Source organism: Kitasatospora sp. MBT66, from assembly GCF_000710405.2.
Taxonomy (GTDB): domain Bacteria; phylum Actinomycetota; class Actinomycetes; order Streptomycetales; family Streptomycetaceae; genus Kitasatospora; species Kitasatospora purpeofusca.
On record NZ_JAIY01000003.1, the window covers coordinates 951392 to 966592 of the forward strand.

The window sequence follows — 15201 nt, forward strand, 5'->3', positions numbered from 1 at the left end:
GTCGTCGGTCGACGCCTGCCAGCTCAGCCGGATCTGCCCCGGCCCCGGCTGGGTGTACGCCAGCCCGCTCGGCGCGCTCGGCGCCCGGGTGTCGCCGGCCGTCGGGCCGTAGACCTCGAAGGAGGCCAACTGCGCTGCGGGCCAGGCCGAGTTGGCGGTGACCAGCAGCCGCAGGAAGCGGGTGGTCACGGTCGGCAGGTCGACGGTGGCGGTGTTCCCGCCCTGCGGGTCGAAGGTGTAGGCCGCCGAGGGCAGCAGGTCGGTGAAGGCGTTGCCGTCGGTGGAGCCCTGGACCTTCAGCGTCTGGGTGCGGCGCTCCCATCCGGCGGGCAGCCGCAGCACCAGTCGGCTCACCGGGACGGCCGACCCCAGGTCGCCCTGGATCCACTGCGGGAAGGCGTTGTTGGCGCTCTCCCAGTAGCTGGCCGCGTTCCCGTCGCCCGCGTTGGCCGCCGGGTAGGGCGCGTTGGCGCTGCTGGCGGTCAGCGGGCGCCCCCGGAGCAGGTCGGTCGAGGAGGTGGCCGCGCCGTAGACCTCGAACTCGGAGATCTGGGCGGCCGGCCAGACCGAGTTGGCGGTCACCTGCACCCGCAGGTAGCGGGTGGTGGTGGCGGCGAAGCCGATCCGGACGGTGTTGCCGCCGGCCTGATCGAAGGTCTGCGCGGCGGAGCCGGCCACGGTGGCGAAACCGCTGCCGTCGGTGGAGCCGAGCACGGTCAGCGTCTCGGTGCGGCTCTCCCAGGCCGCGGGCAGTTCGAGCACCACCTGGTCGACGGCGGCCGCGCTGCCCAGGTCGACCTGGATCCACTGCGGCAGCGCACTGTTGGCGCTCTCCCAATAGGTGGACCGGTCACCGTCGTTGACGTTGCCGGCGACGTACTGGCCGTTGGCACTGCTGGCGGTGACCGGGCGGCCGGCCGCGAGGTCGGGTCCGCCCGCCGCGTGGGCGACCGGTGCGACCGGCCCCCCGAGCAGGAGCATCCCCACCGCGACCGACGCAGCCGTCAGTCGTCGGAGGATACGGGTCAGGTGCATGAGTCCCTCTGTCTCTGATCGATACCGGTACCGGTGGACCGACCGGGCGTGGGCCGGCCGGCGGGGCGGGCCGACGGCGGCTTCGGCGGCGGCCCGGGACGTACGGAGCTGGCCACATCGAAGAGCTCGACGGGCGCGATCAGAAAAACGACAAGATTCTGTCGCAGTTTTGCGGCTGAGCACCCAACAGTTACAGCGGGGATACGGCCATGTCAACGGACCGCGTCACGGTGGGTACACGAAAATGCGGCGGGCACCCGAAGGTGCCCGCCGCTGTCCCGCTCCCGTGCCCGGCTCCCGGCCGGGCCCGCGTCAGTCGCGCCCGCGCGCCGGCGCGGTCGACCCCCGCACCACCAGTTCCGGCTCGAAGAGCAGCTCGTCGTGGGTGACCCGGACCCCGCCGATCTCCCCGACCAGCAGCTCCACCACGGCCCTGCCCATCGCGTCGATCGGCTGCCGCACGGTGGTCAGCGGCGGATCGGTGCAGGTCATGAAGGAGGAGTCGTCGTAACCGATCACCGAGACGTCCGCCGGCACCGAGAGCCCCGCGCGCCGCACCGCCCGGATCGCCCCGAGGGCGAGCGGGTCGCTCGCGCACACCACCCCGGTGACGCCCCGGCGCAGCAGCCGGGTGGTCGCGGCCTGCCCGCCCTCCAGCGAGAACAGCGCCCGCTCGACGCAGTCGTCCGGCAGCTCCAGGCCGAACTTCTCCGCGGCGGCCCTGGCCGCGGCCAGCTTCCGCCGGGACGGCACGTGGTCGGCCGGGCCGAGCACCAGGCCCACCCGCCGGTGCCCCAGCTGCCGCAGGTGCCCGAGGGCCTGCTCGACCGCGACCGCGTCGTCGCAGGAGACCCTGGGGAAGTCGAGGTCGTCGATGGCCGCGTTCAGCAGCACGGTGGGCAGGCTGCGCTCGGCCAGCCGGGCGTAGTGGTCGTGCGGGGCGTCGCCCTGCGCGTAGAGGCCGCCGAAGAAGACCACGCCGGAGACCTGCTGGGCCAGCAGCAGGTCGACGTAGTCCGCCTCCGACACCCCGCCCGCGGTCTGGGTGCAGAGCACCGGGGTGAACCCGTGGCCGGACAGGGCACCGCCGACGGCCTCGGCGAAGGCCGGGAAGATCGGGTTCTGGAGCTCGGGCAGCACGAGACCCACCAGCCTGGCCCGCTCCCCGCGCAGCTGGGTGGGCCGCTCGTAGCCGAGCACGTCCAGCGCGGTCAGCACCGCCGCCCGGGTCGCCTCCGAGACGCCGGGCTTGTCGTTGAGCACGCGGCTGACCGTCGCCTCGCTCACACCGACCTTCTTGGCCACCTCGGCAAGTCTTCGCGTCATGACGGGGAGTCTAGAGCAGGAACGCAAACGGCTTGCATCTTTTTGCAAGACCGTTTACGTCGGGACGGTCACGGGGGGACGACGCACGGGGAAGACGCACGGGGACGACGCACGGGGCTCAGTGAACATCGCGCGCACAGCGCTCTCAGTAGACGTCCCGCACATAGCGCTTGTCGGCGGCCAGTTGCTTGAGGTGCACGGCGGCCTCCTCCTCGGTGAGACCGCCGTGGGTGCGGGCGATCTCGCGCAGTGCGCCGTCCACGTCCCTGGCCATCCGGGCCGCGTCGCCGCAGACGTAGAGGTGGGCGCCGTTCTGCAGCCAGTCCCAGAGTCCGAGGCCGTGCTCGCGCATCCGGTCCTGGACGTAGACCTTGTTGCGCTGGTCCCGGGAGAAGGCGAGGTCGAGGCGGTCCAGGTGGCCCGAGGCCCGGAAGTCGGCCAGCTCCTCGCGGTAGTAGAAGTCCGTCGACTGCCGCTGCTCGCCGAAGAACAGCCAGTTGGGGCCGGTGTGGCCGCGGGCCCGGCGCTCCTCCAGGAAGCCGATGAAAGGGGCGACGCCGGTGCCGGGGCCGATCATGATCATCGGGGTGGCGGGGTCCGCCGGGGGCCGGAAGTGCGCGGTGGGCCGGACGAAGACCGGTACCGGGCCGTCGGCCGCGCGGTCGGCGAGGTAGGTGGAGCAGACGCCCTTGCGGATCCGGCCGGCGCCGTTGGGGTGACGGACCACCGAGACGGTCACCCGGATCTCGTCCGGGTGGACCAGCGGGCTGGAGGACACCGAGTACAGCCGGGGCTGGAGCGGCTTCAGCACCGCCGCCCAGTCGGCGGCCCCGGCCCGTACGGCGAGCGTGCCGACCACGTCGACGGCCTGCCGGCCCCAGGTCCACTTGGCCAGCTCCCCGGTGTTGTCCGGCCGCAGCAGCCGCTTGAGGACGCGGTCGCCGGACCGCTCCCCGACGAAGCGGAGCAGGTCCGGGGTGATCCGGGCGATCTCCAGGTGGCCGCCGAGCGCTTCGGCGAACGGGAGCTCTCCGGCGCCGGGGACGATGACGGCTGCGTCCGGGTCGAGGCCGGTGACGGCCAGCCACTCGGCCACCAGCTCGGGGCAGTTCCGGGCCCGGACGCCCAGGACGTCGCCGGCCCGGTAGCCGAGGTCGCCGTGGCGGTCGGTGCCGCCGAGGCCGTCCCCGGTGGCGAAGGCGAACTGCCGGACCTCCTTGGCGGAGCCGGGCAGGCTGAGCAGCCGGTTGCCGGTCACCCGGGCGCCGAAGGGCGACTCCTTGGAGTACCCGGACCGGGGCGCGGGGGCGGCCACCGGCGACGGCGCGGCGGTGGGGGTCGGGGCGGTGGGGGGCGGGGCGGCGCTCGGGGTGCCGCCGTCGGTCGGGGCAGCCGGGGCGGCCAGGGCGGCCACCACCTGCTCCAACCACCGGCCGGCCGCGTCCTGGTAGTCGGGCTCGCAGTCCGCGCGCGGGGCGATCCTGGTCGCGCCGAGCTCCCCCAGCCGCTGGTCGAGGCGGCGCCCGTGGCCGCAGAAGTCGCTGTAGCTCGAATCGCCGAGCGCGAGCACGGCGTAGCGCAGCCCCTCGGCGCCCGGCGGCGCCCCGGCGAGCACCCCCTCCCAGAAGCCGGCGCCGTTGTCGGGGGCCTCGCCGTCGCCGAAGGTGCTGGTGATCAGGAGCACCGGCGCCCCGGCCGCCAGGACGGCGGGCCCGGCCCGGTCCATGGCGAGCAGCAGCGGCTGCCAGCCCTCGGCGACCAGGCGCTCGGCGACCGCGGCGGCGATCCCCTCGGCGGTGCCCGTCTGCGAGGCCCACAGGACGGTCACGGTCCGCCCCGGTTCCGGGACGGCCGACGGGCCGGCCGTGGCCTCGGCCGCCTCCGACGCCTCCCCCGGCCCGAGCGCCGCCGGTCCGAACGCCGCCGGTCCGAACGCCGCCACCGGTCCGGCCGGGAGGCGGGAGTACGCCCCGGCCAGCATGCCGTTGACCCACCGCGCCCGCTCGGGGTCGACCGGTGCCTGCGGCGGCAGTACCGGCACCCCGGCGGTGCCCGGCGGCGCGGCCGGGACACCGGCCAGGAAGCCCGCCAGATAGGCGCGTTCGGCGGCCGTCAGCCGCGGCGCCTCGACCGGGTCGAGGCCCAGCAGCCCGGCCAGCGCCGTGAGTTGCGGTCCCACGACCGGCTGGGACGGCTGCTCCGAGGTCACCGGCTCGGTCGACGGCACGGACTCCGCGACCGCGACGGGCTCGACTGCCGGCGGCGCTGCCGCCTCCGGCGGGACCGGGGCCGCGACCGGCCGCAGCGCGACCGCGCAGACCTTCAACTCCGGCTGGAACGACACCGGGTCGACCGCGTCACTGGTGACCGCGTTGATGCTGAGGTACTCGCCGAACAGGTCGTTCCAGTGGAACGGCGCGAAGCAGTCCCCCGGCCGCACCCGGTCGGTGACCACCGCCGGCAGCACGGCCCGGCCGCGTCTCGACGCCACCTCCAGCCGGTCGCCGTCGACCACGCCCAGCGCCTCCGCGTCCTCCGGGTGGATCTCGACGAACGGACCCGGGTCGAGCCGGTTGAGCCTGGCGACCCGGCCGGTCTTGGTGAGGGTGTGCCACTGGTGCTGCAGCCGCCCGGTGTTGAGGCAGAACGGGTAGTCCTGGTCCGGCAGTTCGGCGGGCGGCAGGTGCGGCCGGGCGAAGAACACCGCCCGCCCGGACGGGGTCGGGAAGGCCAGCCTCGGCCGGCTCCCGTCCTGCCGCTCCAGCAGCGTCTGGCTGACCCCGTCGTTGAGGTAGCGGACCGGGTTGCGCTCCGGCCCGTCGGGGTCGGCGGCCGGCCACTGCACCGGGGTCTCCCGCAGCCGGGCGTAGCTCACACCGCGCAGGTCCCAGCCGGTCTTCGGGTTCCAGGCCCGCTTGAGCTCCTCGAAGACCTCCTCCGCGCTCGCGTAGTCGAAGGCCTCGGCGAAGCCCATCTCGCAGGCCACCCGGGCGACGATGCGCCAGTCCGGCAGCGCCCCGCCGACCGGGTCGGCGGCCGGCCGGGCCAGGGTGAGGCCGCGCTCCGAGTTGACCAGCACGCCTTCCGTCTCGGCCCACAGGGCGGCGGGCAGCACCACGTCGGCATAGGCGTTGGTCTCGGTGTCGGCGAACACGTCCTGGGTGATGACGAGTTCGGCGGCCTCCAGTCCGGCGATGACGGTCTTCCGGTTGCCGACCGAGGCGACCGGATTGGTGCAGATGATCCAGCAGGCCTTGATCTCCCCCTCGGCCATCCGCTCGAACATCTCGACGGTGCCCCGGCCGGCCTCGGTGCGCAGCGTGCCGGGCGGCAGGCCCCACAGCTCCTCCGTGAAGGCCCGTTCCGCCGGGTCCAGCACCGACCGCTGCCCGGGCAGGCCCGGCCCCATGTAGCCCATCTCCCGGCCGCCCATCGCGTTGGGCTGGCCGGTGAGGGAGAACGGGCCGCTGCCGGGGCGGCAGATCGCGCCGGTGGCCAGGTGCAGGTTGACCAGGGCGTTGGTGTTCCAGGTGCCGTGGGTGGACTGGTTGAGCCCCATGGTCCAGCAGCTCGTCCACTCCGCAGCCGCGCCGATCATCCGGGCGGCGGCGCGGATGTCCTCCTCGGCGAGGCCGGTGGTGCGGGCGACCTCGGCGGGCGGGTAGTCCGCCAGGAAGCCGGGCATCTGCTCCCAACCCTCGGTGAACTCCTCGATGAAGGCCGGGTCGGTGTCGCCGTTCTCGACCAGCAGGTGCAGCAGTCCGTTGAGCAGCGCCAGGTCCGTACCGGGCCGGATCTGGAGGAAGAGGTCGGCCTTGTCGGCGGTGGCGGTGCGCCGGGGGTCGACGACGATCAGCTTGGCGCCCGCCTTCTTGACCCGGTCCATCATCCGCAGGAACAGGATCGGGTGGCAGTCGGCCATGTTGGAGCCGATCACCAGGAACACGTCCGCGTGGTCGAGGTCCCGGTAGGAGCCGGGCGGCCCGTCCGCGCCCAGCGACAGCTTGTAGCCGCTGCCCGCGCTCGCCATGCACAGCCGGGAGTTGGACTCGATCCGGCTGGTGCGGACGAAGCCCTTGGCGAGCTTGTTCACCAGGTACTGGGCCTCCAGCGTCAGCTGGCCCGAGACGTAGAAGGCCAGCGCGTCCGGCCCGTGCTCGTCGAGCACCGCCCGCAGCCGGCGCGCGGTGGCGGTGATGGCGGCGTCCACGTCCTCGGCCACGGGTTCGGCTCCGCGTTCGGCCCGGACCAGCGCGGTGGTCAGCCGCCCGGGCGCGGCGAGCATGTCCGCGGTGGTGGCGCCCTTGGTGCACAGCCGGCCGGCGTTGACGGGGTGGTCGCGGTCCCCGGACGCCTTCAGCACGGTGCGCCGCCCGGTCTCCCCGTCGACGGCCACCTCGAGCAGCATGCCGCAGCCGACACCGCAGTACGAGCAGACGGTGCGCACACGCTGGACGGGATTCGGGTCCGGTACCGTCACCACGGCTCCCTCTCAGGTAGCGATCTCCGGCCTCGGTCCTGCCGGTCCGTGCCGTCCGACGGTGAGGAGGCCCACCACCGGCACCGTAGGAAGACGGCGTTAACACGGGATCACGAACCCGGACGCCGTGCGTAAACCCCGCCGCACGGCCGGTGCCCCGCCCCGGTGAGTCCGGGGCCGGCCGCACCGCCCGCCGGACCTGCCGGACCCGCGGACCCGGCCGACCGACCGCCTTCGCACACTGGCACGGCGGGTGGCCCGTTGCCAAGACGCCGCCGCGCCCGCACCCGCCGGGCGGCGGGGACGGACGCGGGGACGGGCGCGGGGACGTACGTATTGCGGCGTCAGCGCGACGCCGGCGGCACGGTGACCGGGGAGGACGCGCCGGGGAGGACGAGGCTCGGCGTCCCGCTGCCGTCGGCCGGGGTGGACCAGACGTCGGTGGCCTTGCTCCCGTGGGCCGGGAGAGCGTAGGCGAGGGTGCCGTCGTCGAGCCAGGCGGCCTGGTCGTCGACGCTCCGGGTCTCGGCGAGCGGGTGCTCGCGGAGGTCGGCCAGGTCGAGGACGTAGAGGCGCCAGGGGGCGACAGGGTCGGCGGAGACCTTCTTCTTGAAGGCGATCCGGGTCCCGTCCGGCGAGAGCGAGGGGCACTCGACGTTCTCCCGCAGGGTGCGGGCCGACCAGGCCTTGAGGTCGCCCTCGACCAGGTGGGTGCGGCCGCCCGTCGACACGGTGGCGTAGAAGCGGTTGTCGTCGGCCGCGAAGTTGACGCCCCAGTAGTTGATGTCGGCGGCGTGGTAGCGGGTGTCCCCGATCGTCAGCGGGATCTCCTCCACGGACTTGATCAGATAGCCGGTGCGCAGGTCCAGGACCGAGGTCCGGGTCGAGAACCGGCCGGCGGCGTAGGAGTCGCCGACGGCGAAGGTGGTCCAGGACAGCACCTGGCCGGAGGGCGACACCCGGGCCCGGTTGGGGATGCCGGGGACGGTCACCTTCCGGAGCTCGGTGAACCGGCGGTCGTAGACCACCGCCTCGGTGCGGGCCGGGGTTCCGGGCAGGGCGCGCAGGCACAGGGCCCGGTCCCCCGCGGCGTAGAACCGGGCACAGGACGGGCCGTCCGCCACACCGCCCGGGCTGCGGGCGACCCGGCCGGTGGCGGTGTCGCGGTAGTAGAGGCCGGGCTCCTCCAGGGTGAACGAGGCTTCCGCCGCGACGAGTTGCGGCCCGCCGCCGCGTTCCCTGGCGTGCAGCACATAGCCGAGGGCGCCGCCCAGGAGGACGAGCACGGCGAGGACCAGCGCGGTCGAACGGGACTTCATCGGGCCTTCCTTCCCGGGAGGATCCGCCAGGCGGCGGTGAGGGCGACGGCCAGGGCGAGGGCGGCCGCGGCCAGGGCCGGGCGCGGCCCCCACCAGGTCCAGGCCGCGCCGAAGCCGGCGGCGCCGACCAGGCGGGCCAGGGCCTGGCCGGTCTGGAGGACGGCGAGCCCGCTCGCCCGGCCCCGGACGGGGAGCGCGGGCGCGGCCAGGGCCATCAGCACGCCGTCGGTGGCGGCGTAGAAGACGCCGAGCAGGACGAGCACCAGCACCGCGACCGCCGGTCCGGCCGGGGCGAGCAGGGTGAGGTAGGCGGCGAGCAGGGCGCCGTGGCCGAGCAGGAACGGGATCCGCCGTCCGCTCCGGTCCGCGAGCCGCCCGGCCGGGACGGCGAGCAGCAGGTAGCAGGCCGCCGAGCCGAGCGGCAGCAGGGGGAACAGCGCGGCCGGGAGGTCGAGGCCGCGCTGGAGCAGCAGGTAGAGGAAGGAGTCGCCGATGGTGGCGGCACCGAGCAGGGCCGCGGCCACGACCACCCGCCGGAAGGCGGGGTCGGCGAGCACCCGGGGCGCGGTCCTGACCGGCTTGGGGGACGGGGCAGGCTTCGGGACCGGGGCCGGCTTGGGGGACGGGGCCGGCTTCGGGACCGGGGCCGGCTTGGGGACGCGCGTCGGCCGTACGAGGGTGGTCGGCGCCCCCGGGTCGGCGGGCACGAACAGCCCCAGCACCACCACGCCGAGCAGGCCGGTGGCGAAGCTGACCACGAACACCGCGTCGTAGGCGTCCGCCGTCGCCCACAGGACCAGGAACGCGACCAGCGGGCCGAGCAGCGCCCCGGTGGTGTCCATCGCCCGGTGCACACCGAACGCCCGGCCGAGGGCCTCCGGCGGCGCGCTGAGCGTGATCATCGCGTCCCGGGGCGCGGTGCGCACCCCCTTGCCGAGCCGGTCGGCGGCCATCGCGGCGGCGATCCCGCCGGCCGCACCGCCCGCCAGCAGCAGGCCGAGCCGGGAGAGGGCCGAGAGCAGGTAGCCCGCCCCGGCGACGGTCCGGTGGCGGCCGCCGCCCCGGTCGGCGAGCCGCCCGCCGAGGAGCCGGACCAGCGCCGTGGCACCGTTGAACAGTCCGTCGAAGAAGCCGAACTGGAGGGGTGACAGGCCGAGGCCCAGCACCAGGTAGAGCGGCAGCACGGCGGTGACCATCTCCGAGGAGATGTCGGTGACCAGGCTGACCGCCCCGAGCGCGACGACCGTGCCGGGGACGCGCCGCCCCACCCCGACGGGGCGGGGCGGCGCGTCCGAACGGCGGCCGGTGGTGGCCAGGTACATCATCAGTGGCAGTTGTAGGTCGGGCTGGTGTCCTTGGCCTTGCCGTCCGTGCCGACGTAGCTCCAGCCGTACCCGGAGTCGGTGAAGTCGAGCTTCAGCACGCCGTACTCGCCGCTGATCCGCTTCTGGCTGTTCGGCTGGACCTGCTCGATCGGGTAGGGCTCGGCGCCGCCCATGCCGCCGACGATCTCGACGATCCCGTCCGCGGTGGCCTTGCCGTCCGGGTCCTGCGGGGCGAACCGCTCGTAGTGGTGGTCGTGGCCGTTGAGCACCAGGTCGGCCTTGGCGTCGTAGAGGATCCGCCACACCGGCCGGGAGACCGGGTCGTTGCCGTGCCCGCCCGAGGAGTACAGCGGGTGGTGCCAGTAGGCGGCGACGCACTTCTTGCCGTTCGCCGCGAGGTCGGCCTTCAGCCAGTCGATCTGGGCGCTCTGGTCGAAGGCGTTGGAGTCGAGGGCGACGAAGTGCCAGTTGCCCTCGTCGAAGCTGTACCAGCTCTTGCCCTGCGGATAGGCGATGCTGCCGAAGTAGGACTTGTAGCCGGCGAGGGAGCCTGCCGGGTCGTAGGTCTCGTGGTTGCCGGGGACGGGGTGGGTCTTCGCCTTGAACGCACCCCAGGTCTTGTCGTAGTAGTTCTTGAAGTCCGCCAAGCGGGCGTCGTCGTACTGGTTGTCGCCCATCGTCAGATAGAACTTCGGGTCGATCCGCTGGGCCAGCGCCGCGGTCTTCGGGTGCGCGCAGGCGCTGTCCGAGGCGGTGCACTGCGCGGCGATGTCGCCCGCCGCGACCACGGTGAAGGCCCCGCCCGGCGTGGGCCCGGTCGGGGACGGTCCGGTGGGCGTGGGCGTGGGCGTCGTGTCGGCCGTCCCGTAGACCTCCATCTCGATCAGCGAGTAGCCGTAGGAGGTGCCGCGCGCCGTCCCGTACATCCGGACGTAGCGGCCCTTCCCGCCCAGGCCGGTCCAGTCGTCCGTCCCGCCGTTGCCCGCCTTCTCCTCGGCGACCTGGGTCCAGGTCGTCCCGTCCGCGGACACCTCCAGGCGGTACGCCTTGGCGTAGGCGGCCTCCCAGACCAGCTTGATCCGCGAGACGGCGGCGCCCGCCCCGAGGTCGACCCGCAGCCACTGCGGGTCCTTCCCCTCGGCGCTCGCCCACCGCGTACCGGTGTTCCCGTCGAACGCCTTGCCCGCCGCGTACGACGAGCCCTCCGTGGACGAGGCCGTGGCGGCCTTGCCCCGCGAGAGCAGCGGATCTCCCGCTGCTCCCGCCCGCCCGGACCAGCCGAGCAACAGTCCGCCCACCAGCACGAGCACGGCGGCGAACACTCCGATGTGTACAGGCCTCACTGAGACTTCGGGACGCATCCCTGGACTCCCTGACCTAGAACGAGGGCGAGAGCTGGACTCCGGCCCGGCCCGCACGCGGGCACGCCGGCCGGGCGGCGGCCCGCACCACCGCAGCGGCCGGGTCAGAGCTCTCGCTGAGCACGTCACGCCCCGCGGTGCGGGCGCCGCGCCAAGCCGCCGACGGGGAGCCTAGTGGTAAGTAAAGTTTCCTGACAATACCCGGACCGCGCCGAACTGCCCTGCGAACACCCGGCCCTACGTCGACCGACCGCCCACGCAGGCCCGGAAAAATACCCCCGGGGGTACAGTGGAGGAGAAGCACGAGCACCACGCACGGGCGGCACGGACAGAACCGCGCCGCCGCACCAGGAACGGAGCACCACATGGACCACGGGATCGCCGTCACCCTCGACCTGCCCTTCAGCGAGGCCGTCGAGCGGGTCCGGACCGCCCTCGCCGAACAGGGCTTCGGCGTGCTCACCGAGATCGACGTCCGGGCCACCCTCCGGGCCAAGCTCGACGAGGAGATCGAGGACTACCTGATCCTCGGCGCCTGCAACCCGCCCCTCGCCCACCGCGCCCTGACGGCCGACCGCCACATCGGACTGCTGCTCCCGTGCAACGTCGTGGTCCGCACCGTCGACGGGGGCACCCTGGTCGAGGCCATGGACCCCCAGTTGCTCGTCCGGGTCACCGGCAAGCCCGAGCTCGCGGCCGTAGCCGACGAGGCGGCCGCCCGGCTGCACGCGGCCCTGGACTCGCTCACCGCCTGACCGGCGGACGAGCGGGCGGGCCCACCCGGAGTGGGCCCTTTTCTTCGCCCTTCCGGATACCCCCACCCGTATTTTTCGCCCCTCGGCCGCCGAGGACCGGCCGCCCAAGAATTCGGAGCAACACGTGAACCACCCGGACACCACCCTCGACCGGCCGCCCGCCGCAGCACCCGCCGGACCGCCCGCCTCCCCGGGACCGCTCGGCCGGCTCGGCCTCTGGTCGGCCCGGCACGCCAGGACGGTCCTGGCCGGCTGGCTGCTGGCCGTCCTCGCCCTCGGTGCCTTCGCCCCGCAGGTCACCACCGCGCTCTCCGGCGCCGGCTGGCAGGCAGACGGCTCCGAATCGGTGAAGGCCCGGCAGGTCGCCGAACAGCACTTCGGCGGCAACGCCTCCACCGCGCTGCAGATCGTCGTCACCGCCGACCGGCCGATCGACGATCCGGCCGTCCAGCAGGTCCTCGCGCGGGCGTCCGCGCTCGCCTCCGCCGACCCCCGGGTGTCCACCGTGCTCCCGCCCCAGCCGGGCGCCACCATCGGCCCGGACGGCCGGACCGCCGTACTGCTCGCCGGGGCGAAGGCCTCCCCCGACGACATGGTCCGCGCCGCCGACGACCTCAAGGGCCCGCTGAACGCACTGTCCGGGGACGGCATCGACGTCCACGCCACCGGAGCCTCGGTGCTCTGGAGCGACTTCAACAAGGCCAACCACGACGCCATGATGAAGTCCGAGATCATGTCCTGGCCCGTCACCCTGGCCATCCTGGTACTGGCCTTCGGATCACTGGTCGCCGCCGGACTGCCGCTGCTGCTCACCCTCGCCGGGCTGGCCGCCTCCGCCGGGTCGCTGGTACTGATCGGCCACCTGTTCCCGGTCTCGGTCTGGGCGATGAACTTCGCGATGATGTTCGCCCTGGCCCTGGGCATCGACTACGCCCTGTTCCTGGTGGTCCGCTTCCGCGCCGCCCGTGCGCGCGGACGGGCCGACGCGGTCGCCGAGACCATGGACACCGCGGGCAAGGCCGTCCTGCTGTCCGGCGCGACGGTGCTGGTCAGCCTGTCGGCCGTGATGCTGGTGCCGTCGCCGGCGTTCAGGTCGATGGCCGGCGGCATCATGCTCGCCGTCCTGTTCGTGCTCGCCGCCACCCTCACCCTGCTGCCCGCCGTCCTCGGCCGGCTCGGCCACCGTGTCGACGCCCTCGCGCTGCCGCGGCTGAACGCGGGCCCGCACCGGTCGGCGCGCTTCGCCGCCTGGGGCGAGCGGCTGTGGCGGCACCCGCTGCGCTACGGCGCCGGGGCACTCGTCGTCCTGGTCGCCCTCGCCGCGCCCGTGCTCGGACTGCGCACCGCGATGCCCTCGATCACCGTCGTCCCGGAGGACAGCAGCGCCCGCGCCGGGTACGCGGCGGTCCAGCAGGCCTTCGGCCCGGGTGCGCCCGGCACCCTGCAGATCCTCCTCCCGGCCGAGGCGGACACGGACACGGGTGCACCGGACCTCGCGCGGGCCGCCGCCCGGGTCGCGGCCATGCCCGGGATCGCCGGGGTGCTGCCGGCGCAGCCCGCCGCCGACGGCTCCGGCTGGTCGATGCTCCAGGCCGTCCCGACCGTGGACCCGTCGAGCCCCGACCTCGCGCGCACCGTCGACACCCTGCGGGCCGAGCTCCCCTCGGACGCCCTGGTCGGGGGCGCCGCGGTGGAGAACCTGGACCTCCAGCACCTGCTCACCGCGAAGACCCCGCTGGTGATCGGCGTGGTGATGGCCCTGGGCTTCCTGCTCCTGCTGGTCGCCCTGCGGGCCCCGCTGATCTCGGCCCTCGGCACGGCCGCCGGCCTGCTGTCCACCGGTGCGGCCTTCGGCGTGGCCCGGCTGGTCTTCCAGGACGGCCACGGCGCGGGCCTGCTCGGCTTCGCCCCGCAGGGGTTCCTCGACGGGTGGGCGCCGGTGTTCTTCTTCGCGATGATCTTCGCCATCGCGATGGACTACACCGTCTTCCTGCTCGCCTCCGCCAAGGAGCACTACGAACGCACCGGCGACCCGCGCGAGGCGATGGTCGGCGCCCTCGCGCACTCCGGCCGGGTGATCTTCGCGGCGGCGGGCGTCATGGTCGCGGTGTTCTTCACCTTCGCGCTCTCCGGTCCGCTGCCGCCGAAGGAGATGGGCATCGTCCTCGGGGTCGCCGTACTGCTGGACGCCGCCCTGGTCCGGCTGGTGCTGCTGCCGGTCCTGCTGCGGCTCGCCGGCACCGCAGCCTGGCACACCCCGGCCTGGCTCGACCGCGTCCTGCCGCGGATCTCCTTCTCGCACGACTGAGCGGTGCCCTTCGGCGGCGGCCCGGACGGCCGGGCCGCCACCGAAGGGCGGCGGGTAACGAACACCAAGCGGCGGCGGATCCTCGCCGGCAGGTCATCACGGCGAGCGGCAGGTCACCACGGCGAAGGTCTCCGCGCACCTCGGGACCTCGTTGGCGGCAGGTCCCCCGTTCGGGAGTGCGGCCACCAACGGCCCGATCGGTGCCCCGCGAGCCGCTACTTCTGCAGAGGCGATCCGTCCAGCGCCTCGGACACGAACCAGCATTCGAGCGCGAAAATCAGGCCGAAGACCACCGCACAGGCGATCGCCGAGATGGTGAACTGCCCGACCACAGTCTTCGCGAACCGCTTCATGCTCCGCCCCCACCGTCCGTTCCTCATCGGCCGCAGTGACGCCTCCCGCCCCCGGCCGGTTCCGCCGTCGCCGATCCACTTCTCCCGAGGCCGGGTGGCAGGGCGACCCCGATCGCCCGGCCGCCCGGCCGTGCCGCGCTCAGCGGCGGCCCAGAATCCTCGCCAGCAGGCCGCCGACGCCGCCACCACCGCCCGTGCCCGGGGCGCAGGCGCAGCGGTCTGCCTTGGGGACTCCGGCCAGGACCTGGTCGACGTGCATGCCGCATCCCGCGTAACCGGCCTTGCCGCAGGTGCGGCACGTAGTTCGACGACACATCTCGGGACTCCTCGGATCGGGTGGGGGAAGGTTCTCCCTCCGCCTCCAGGATACGGGTGGGGGTATTTTTCCGTCGTCGCCCCCCGGGTCAGGCGGTACCGACGAGGCGGAAGGCCAGGCAGACCACGGCCGTGCCGTCCTCGACCGGGGTGCCCAGGCGGCGCCAGTAGCCGCGGTGCCCTTCGCGCCACTCCGCGAGCGAGGCGTCGCCCTCCCCCTCGGCCCGGGCGTGCTCCCAGGTCACCGCGCCGAAGGTGGTCACCTCCACGCCGGTGATCTCGATCTCGGCGACGAAGCCCCCGCCGTCGTCCACCAGTGCCAGCCGTTCACCGGGCAGCTCCAGTTCCTCCGACTCCTCGGCGTACAGCGCGAGCAGGCCGGTGGTGGCGGTCTTCCGGCCCGCCAGGACAAGGGAGTTCAGCTCGGCGCGGATGCCGCCCGGGGTGCCGAGCTCCATCGAGCGCATGCCGTTGACGCGGGGCCACATCCTGGCCGTCCCTTCCGTCGAGCACTCCCGGCACCCGGACTCCGGCCCGCGGACCGAAGCCGCGCAGTGGCGGTGACGGTCGATTTCGGTTCGATTACGGTGTGTCGCTTTGCTGACCGATTGGGCGGGAGTGTGG

General features: G+C 74.0%; 10 protein-coding genes. 2 read left to right on the top strand and 8 right to left on the bottom strand.

Features of this window, described 5'->3' with window-relative positions; translation table 11 throughout:
- The 6 genes from BI06_RS06225 to BI06_RS06250 all read right to left on the bottom strand — a co-directional run.
- The coding region (locus BI06_RS06225) for a discoidin domain-containing protein (RefSeq protein ID WP_199523236.1) at window positions 1–1035 on the bottom strand (1035 nt) is incomplete at its 3' end.
- Window positions 1036–1347: 312 nt separating this feature from the next.
- Window positions 1348–2361, bottom strand: coding sequence for a LacI family DNA-binding transcriptional regulator (locus BI06_RS06230; RefSeq protein ID WP_030395509.1), 1014 nt, complete (start codon window positions 2359–2361; stop codon window positions 1348–1350).
- A 145-nt stretch (window positions 2362–2506) separates the two neighbouring features.
- Entirely contained in the window at window positions 2507–6841 is a 4335-nt protein-coding gene (locus BI06_RS06235; RefSeq protein ID WP_051740378.1) for a bifunctional nitrate reductase/sulfite reductase flavoprotein subunit alpha, read from the bottom strand.
- A 344-nt stretch (window positions 6842–7185) separates the two neighbouring features.
- Window positions 7186–8160 (bottom strand): PD40 domain-containing protein, encoded by a 975-nt coding sequence (locus BI06_RS06240; RefSeq protein ID WP_030395511.1) that lies wholly within the window; start codon window positions 8158–8160, stop codon window positions 7186–7188.
- Complete coding sequence (locus BI06_RS06245; protein WP_030395512.1) at window positions 8157–9482, bottom strand: MFS transporter; 1326 nt, start codon at window positions 9480–9482, stop codon at window positions 8157–8159. Before BI06_RS06245 ends, BI06_RS06240 begins: the two co-directional genes overlap by 4 nt.
- A 2-nt stretch (window positions 9483–9484) precedes the next feature.
- Window positions 9485–10807: a discoidin domain-containing protein gene (locus BI06_RS06250; RefSeq protein WP_233290025.1), complete on the bottom strand. Its 1323-nt coding sequence runs from the start codon at window positions 10805–10807 to the stop codon at window positions 9485–9487.
- A gap of 404 nt (window positions 10808–11211) precedes the next feature.
- On the opposite strand from BI06_RS06250, the gene BI06_RS06255 reads away from it, so the two are divergent.
- Together BI06_RS06255 and BI06_RS06260 are read left to right on the top strand one after the other, a co-directional pair.
- Entirely contained in the window at window positions 11212–11601 is a 390-nt protein-coding gene (locus tag BI06_RS06255) for a DUF302 domain-containing protein (protein ID WP_043465596.1), read from the top strand.
- Window positions 11602–11725: 124 nt separating this feature from the next.
- A complete protein-coding gene (locus BI06_RS06260; RefSeq protein WP_030395515.1) occupies window positions 11726–13909 on the top strand; it encodes an MMPL family transporter in 2184 nt (727 codons plus the stop codon).
- 215 nt (window positions 13910–14124) lie between these two features.
- On the opposite strand, the gene BI06_RS50370 is transcribed toward BI06_RS06260, so the two are convergent.
- Together BI06_RS50370 and BI06_RS06265 are read right to left on the bottom strand one after the other, a co-directional pair.
- Window positions 14125–14262 carry a hypothetical protein gene (locus BI06_RS50370; protein WP_157855322.1) on the bottom strand — a complete coding sequence of 46 codons (138 nt, stop codon included), beginning with the start codon at window positions 14260–14262 and terminating at the stop codon, window positions 14125–14127.
- A 404-nt stretch (window positions 14263–14666) separates the two neighbouring features.
- The gene (locus BI06_RS06265) at window positions 14667–15065 is read right to left on the bottom strand and encodes an ASCH domain-containing protein (RefSeq protein ID WP_043465598.1); all 399 of its coding nucleotides are present in this window, start codon (window positions 15063–15065) and stop codon (window positions 14667–14669) included.
- Window positions 15066–15201: the final 136 nt, after the last annotated feature.

Excerpts from the sequence above, each read along its gene's own strand:
- BI06_RS06230 (WP_030395509.1), bottom strand. The coding sequence starts at position 2,361 with ATGACGCGAAGACTTGCCGAGGTGGCCAAGAAGGTCGGTGTGAGCGAG.
- BI06_RS06240 (WP_030395511.1), bottom strand. The coding sequence starts at position 8,160 with ATGAAGTCCCGTTCGACCGCGCTGGTCCTCGCCGTGCTCGTCCTCCTG.
- BI06_RS06245 (WP_030395512.1), bottom strand. The coding sequence starts at position 9,482 with ATGTACCTGGCCACCACCGGCCGCCGTTCGGACGCGCCGCCCCGCCCC.
- BI06_RS06255 (WP_043465596.1), top strand. The coding sequence starts at position 11,212 with ATGGACCACGGGATCGCCGTCACCCTCGACCTGCCCTTCAGCGAGGCC.
- BI06_RS50370 (WP_157855322.1), bottom strand. The coding sequence starts at position 14,262 with ATGAAGCGGTTCGCGAAGACTGTGGTCGGGCAGTTCACCATCTCGGCG.
- BI06_RS06265 (WP_043465598.1), bottom strand. The coding sequence starts at position 15,065 with ATGTGGCCCCGCGTCAACGGCATGCGCTCGATGGAGCTCGGCACCCCG.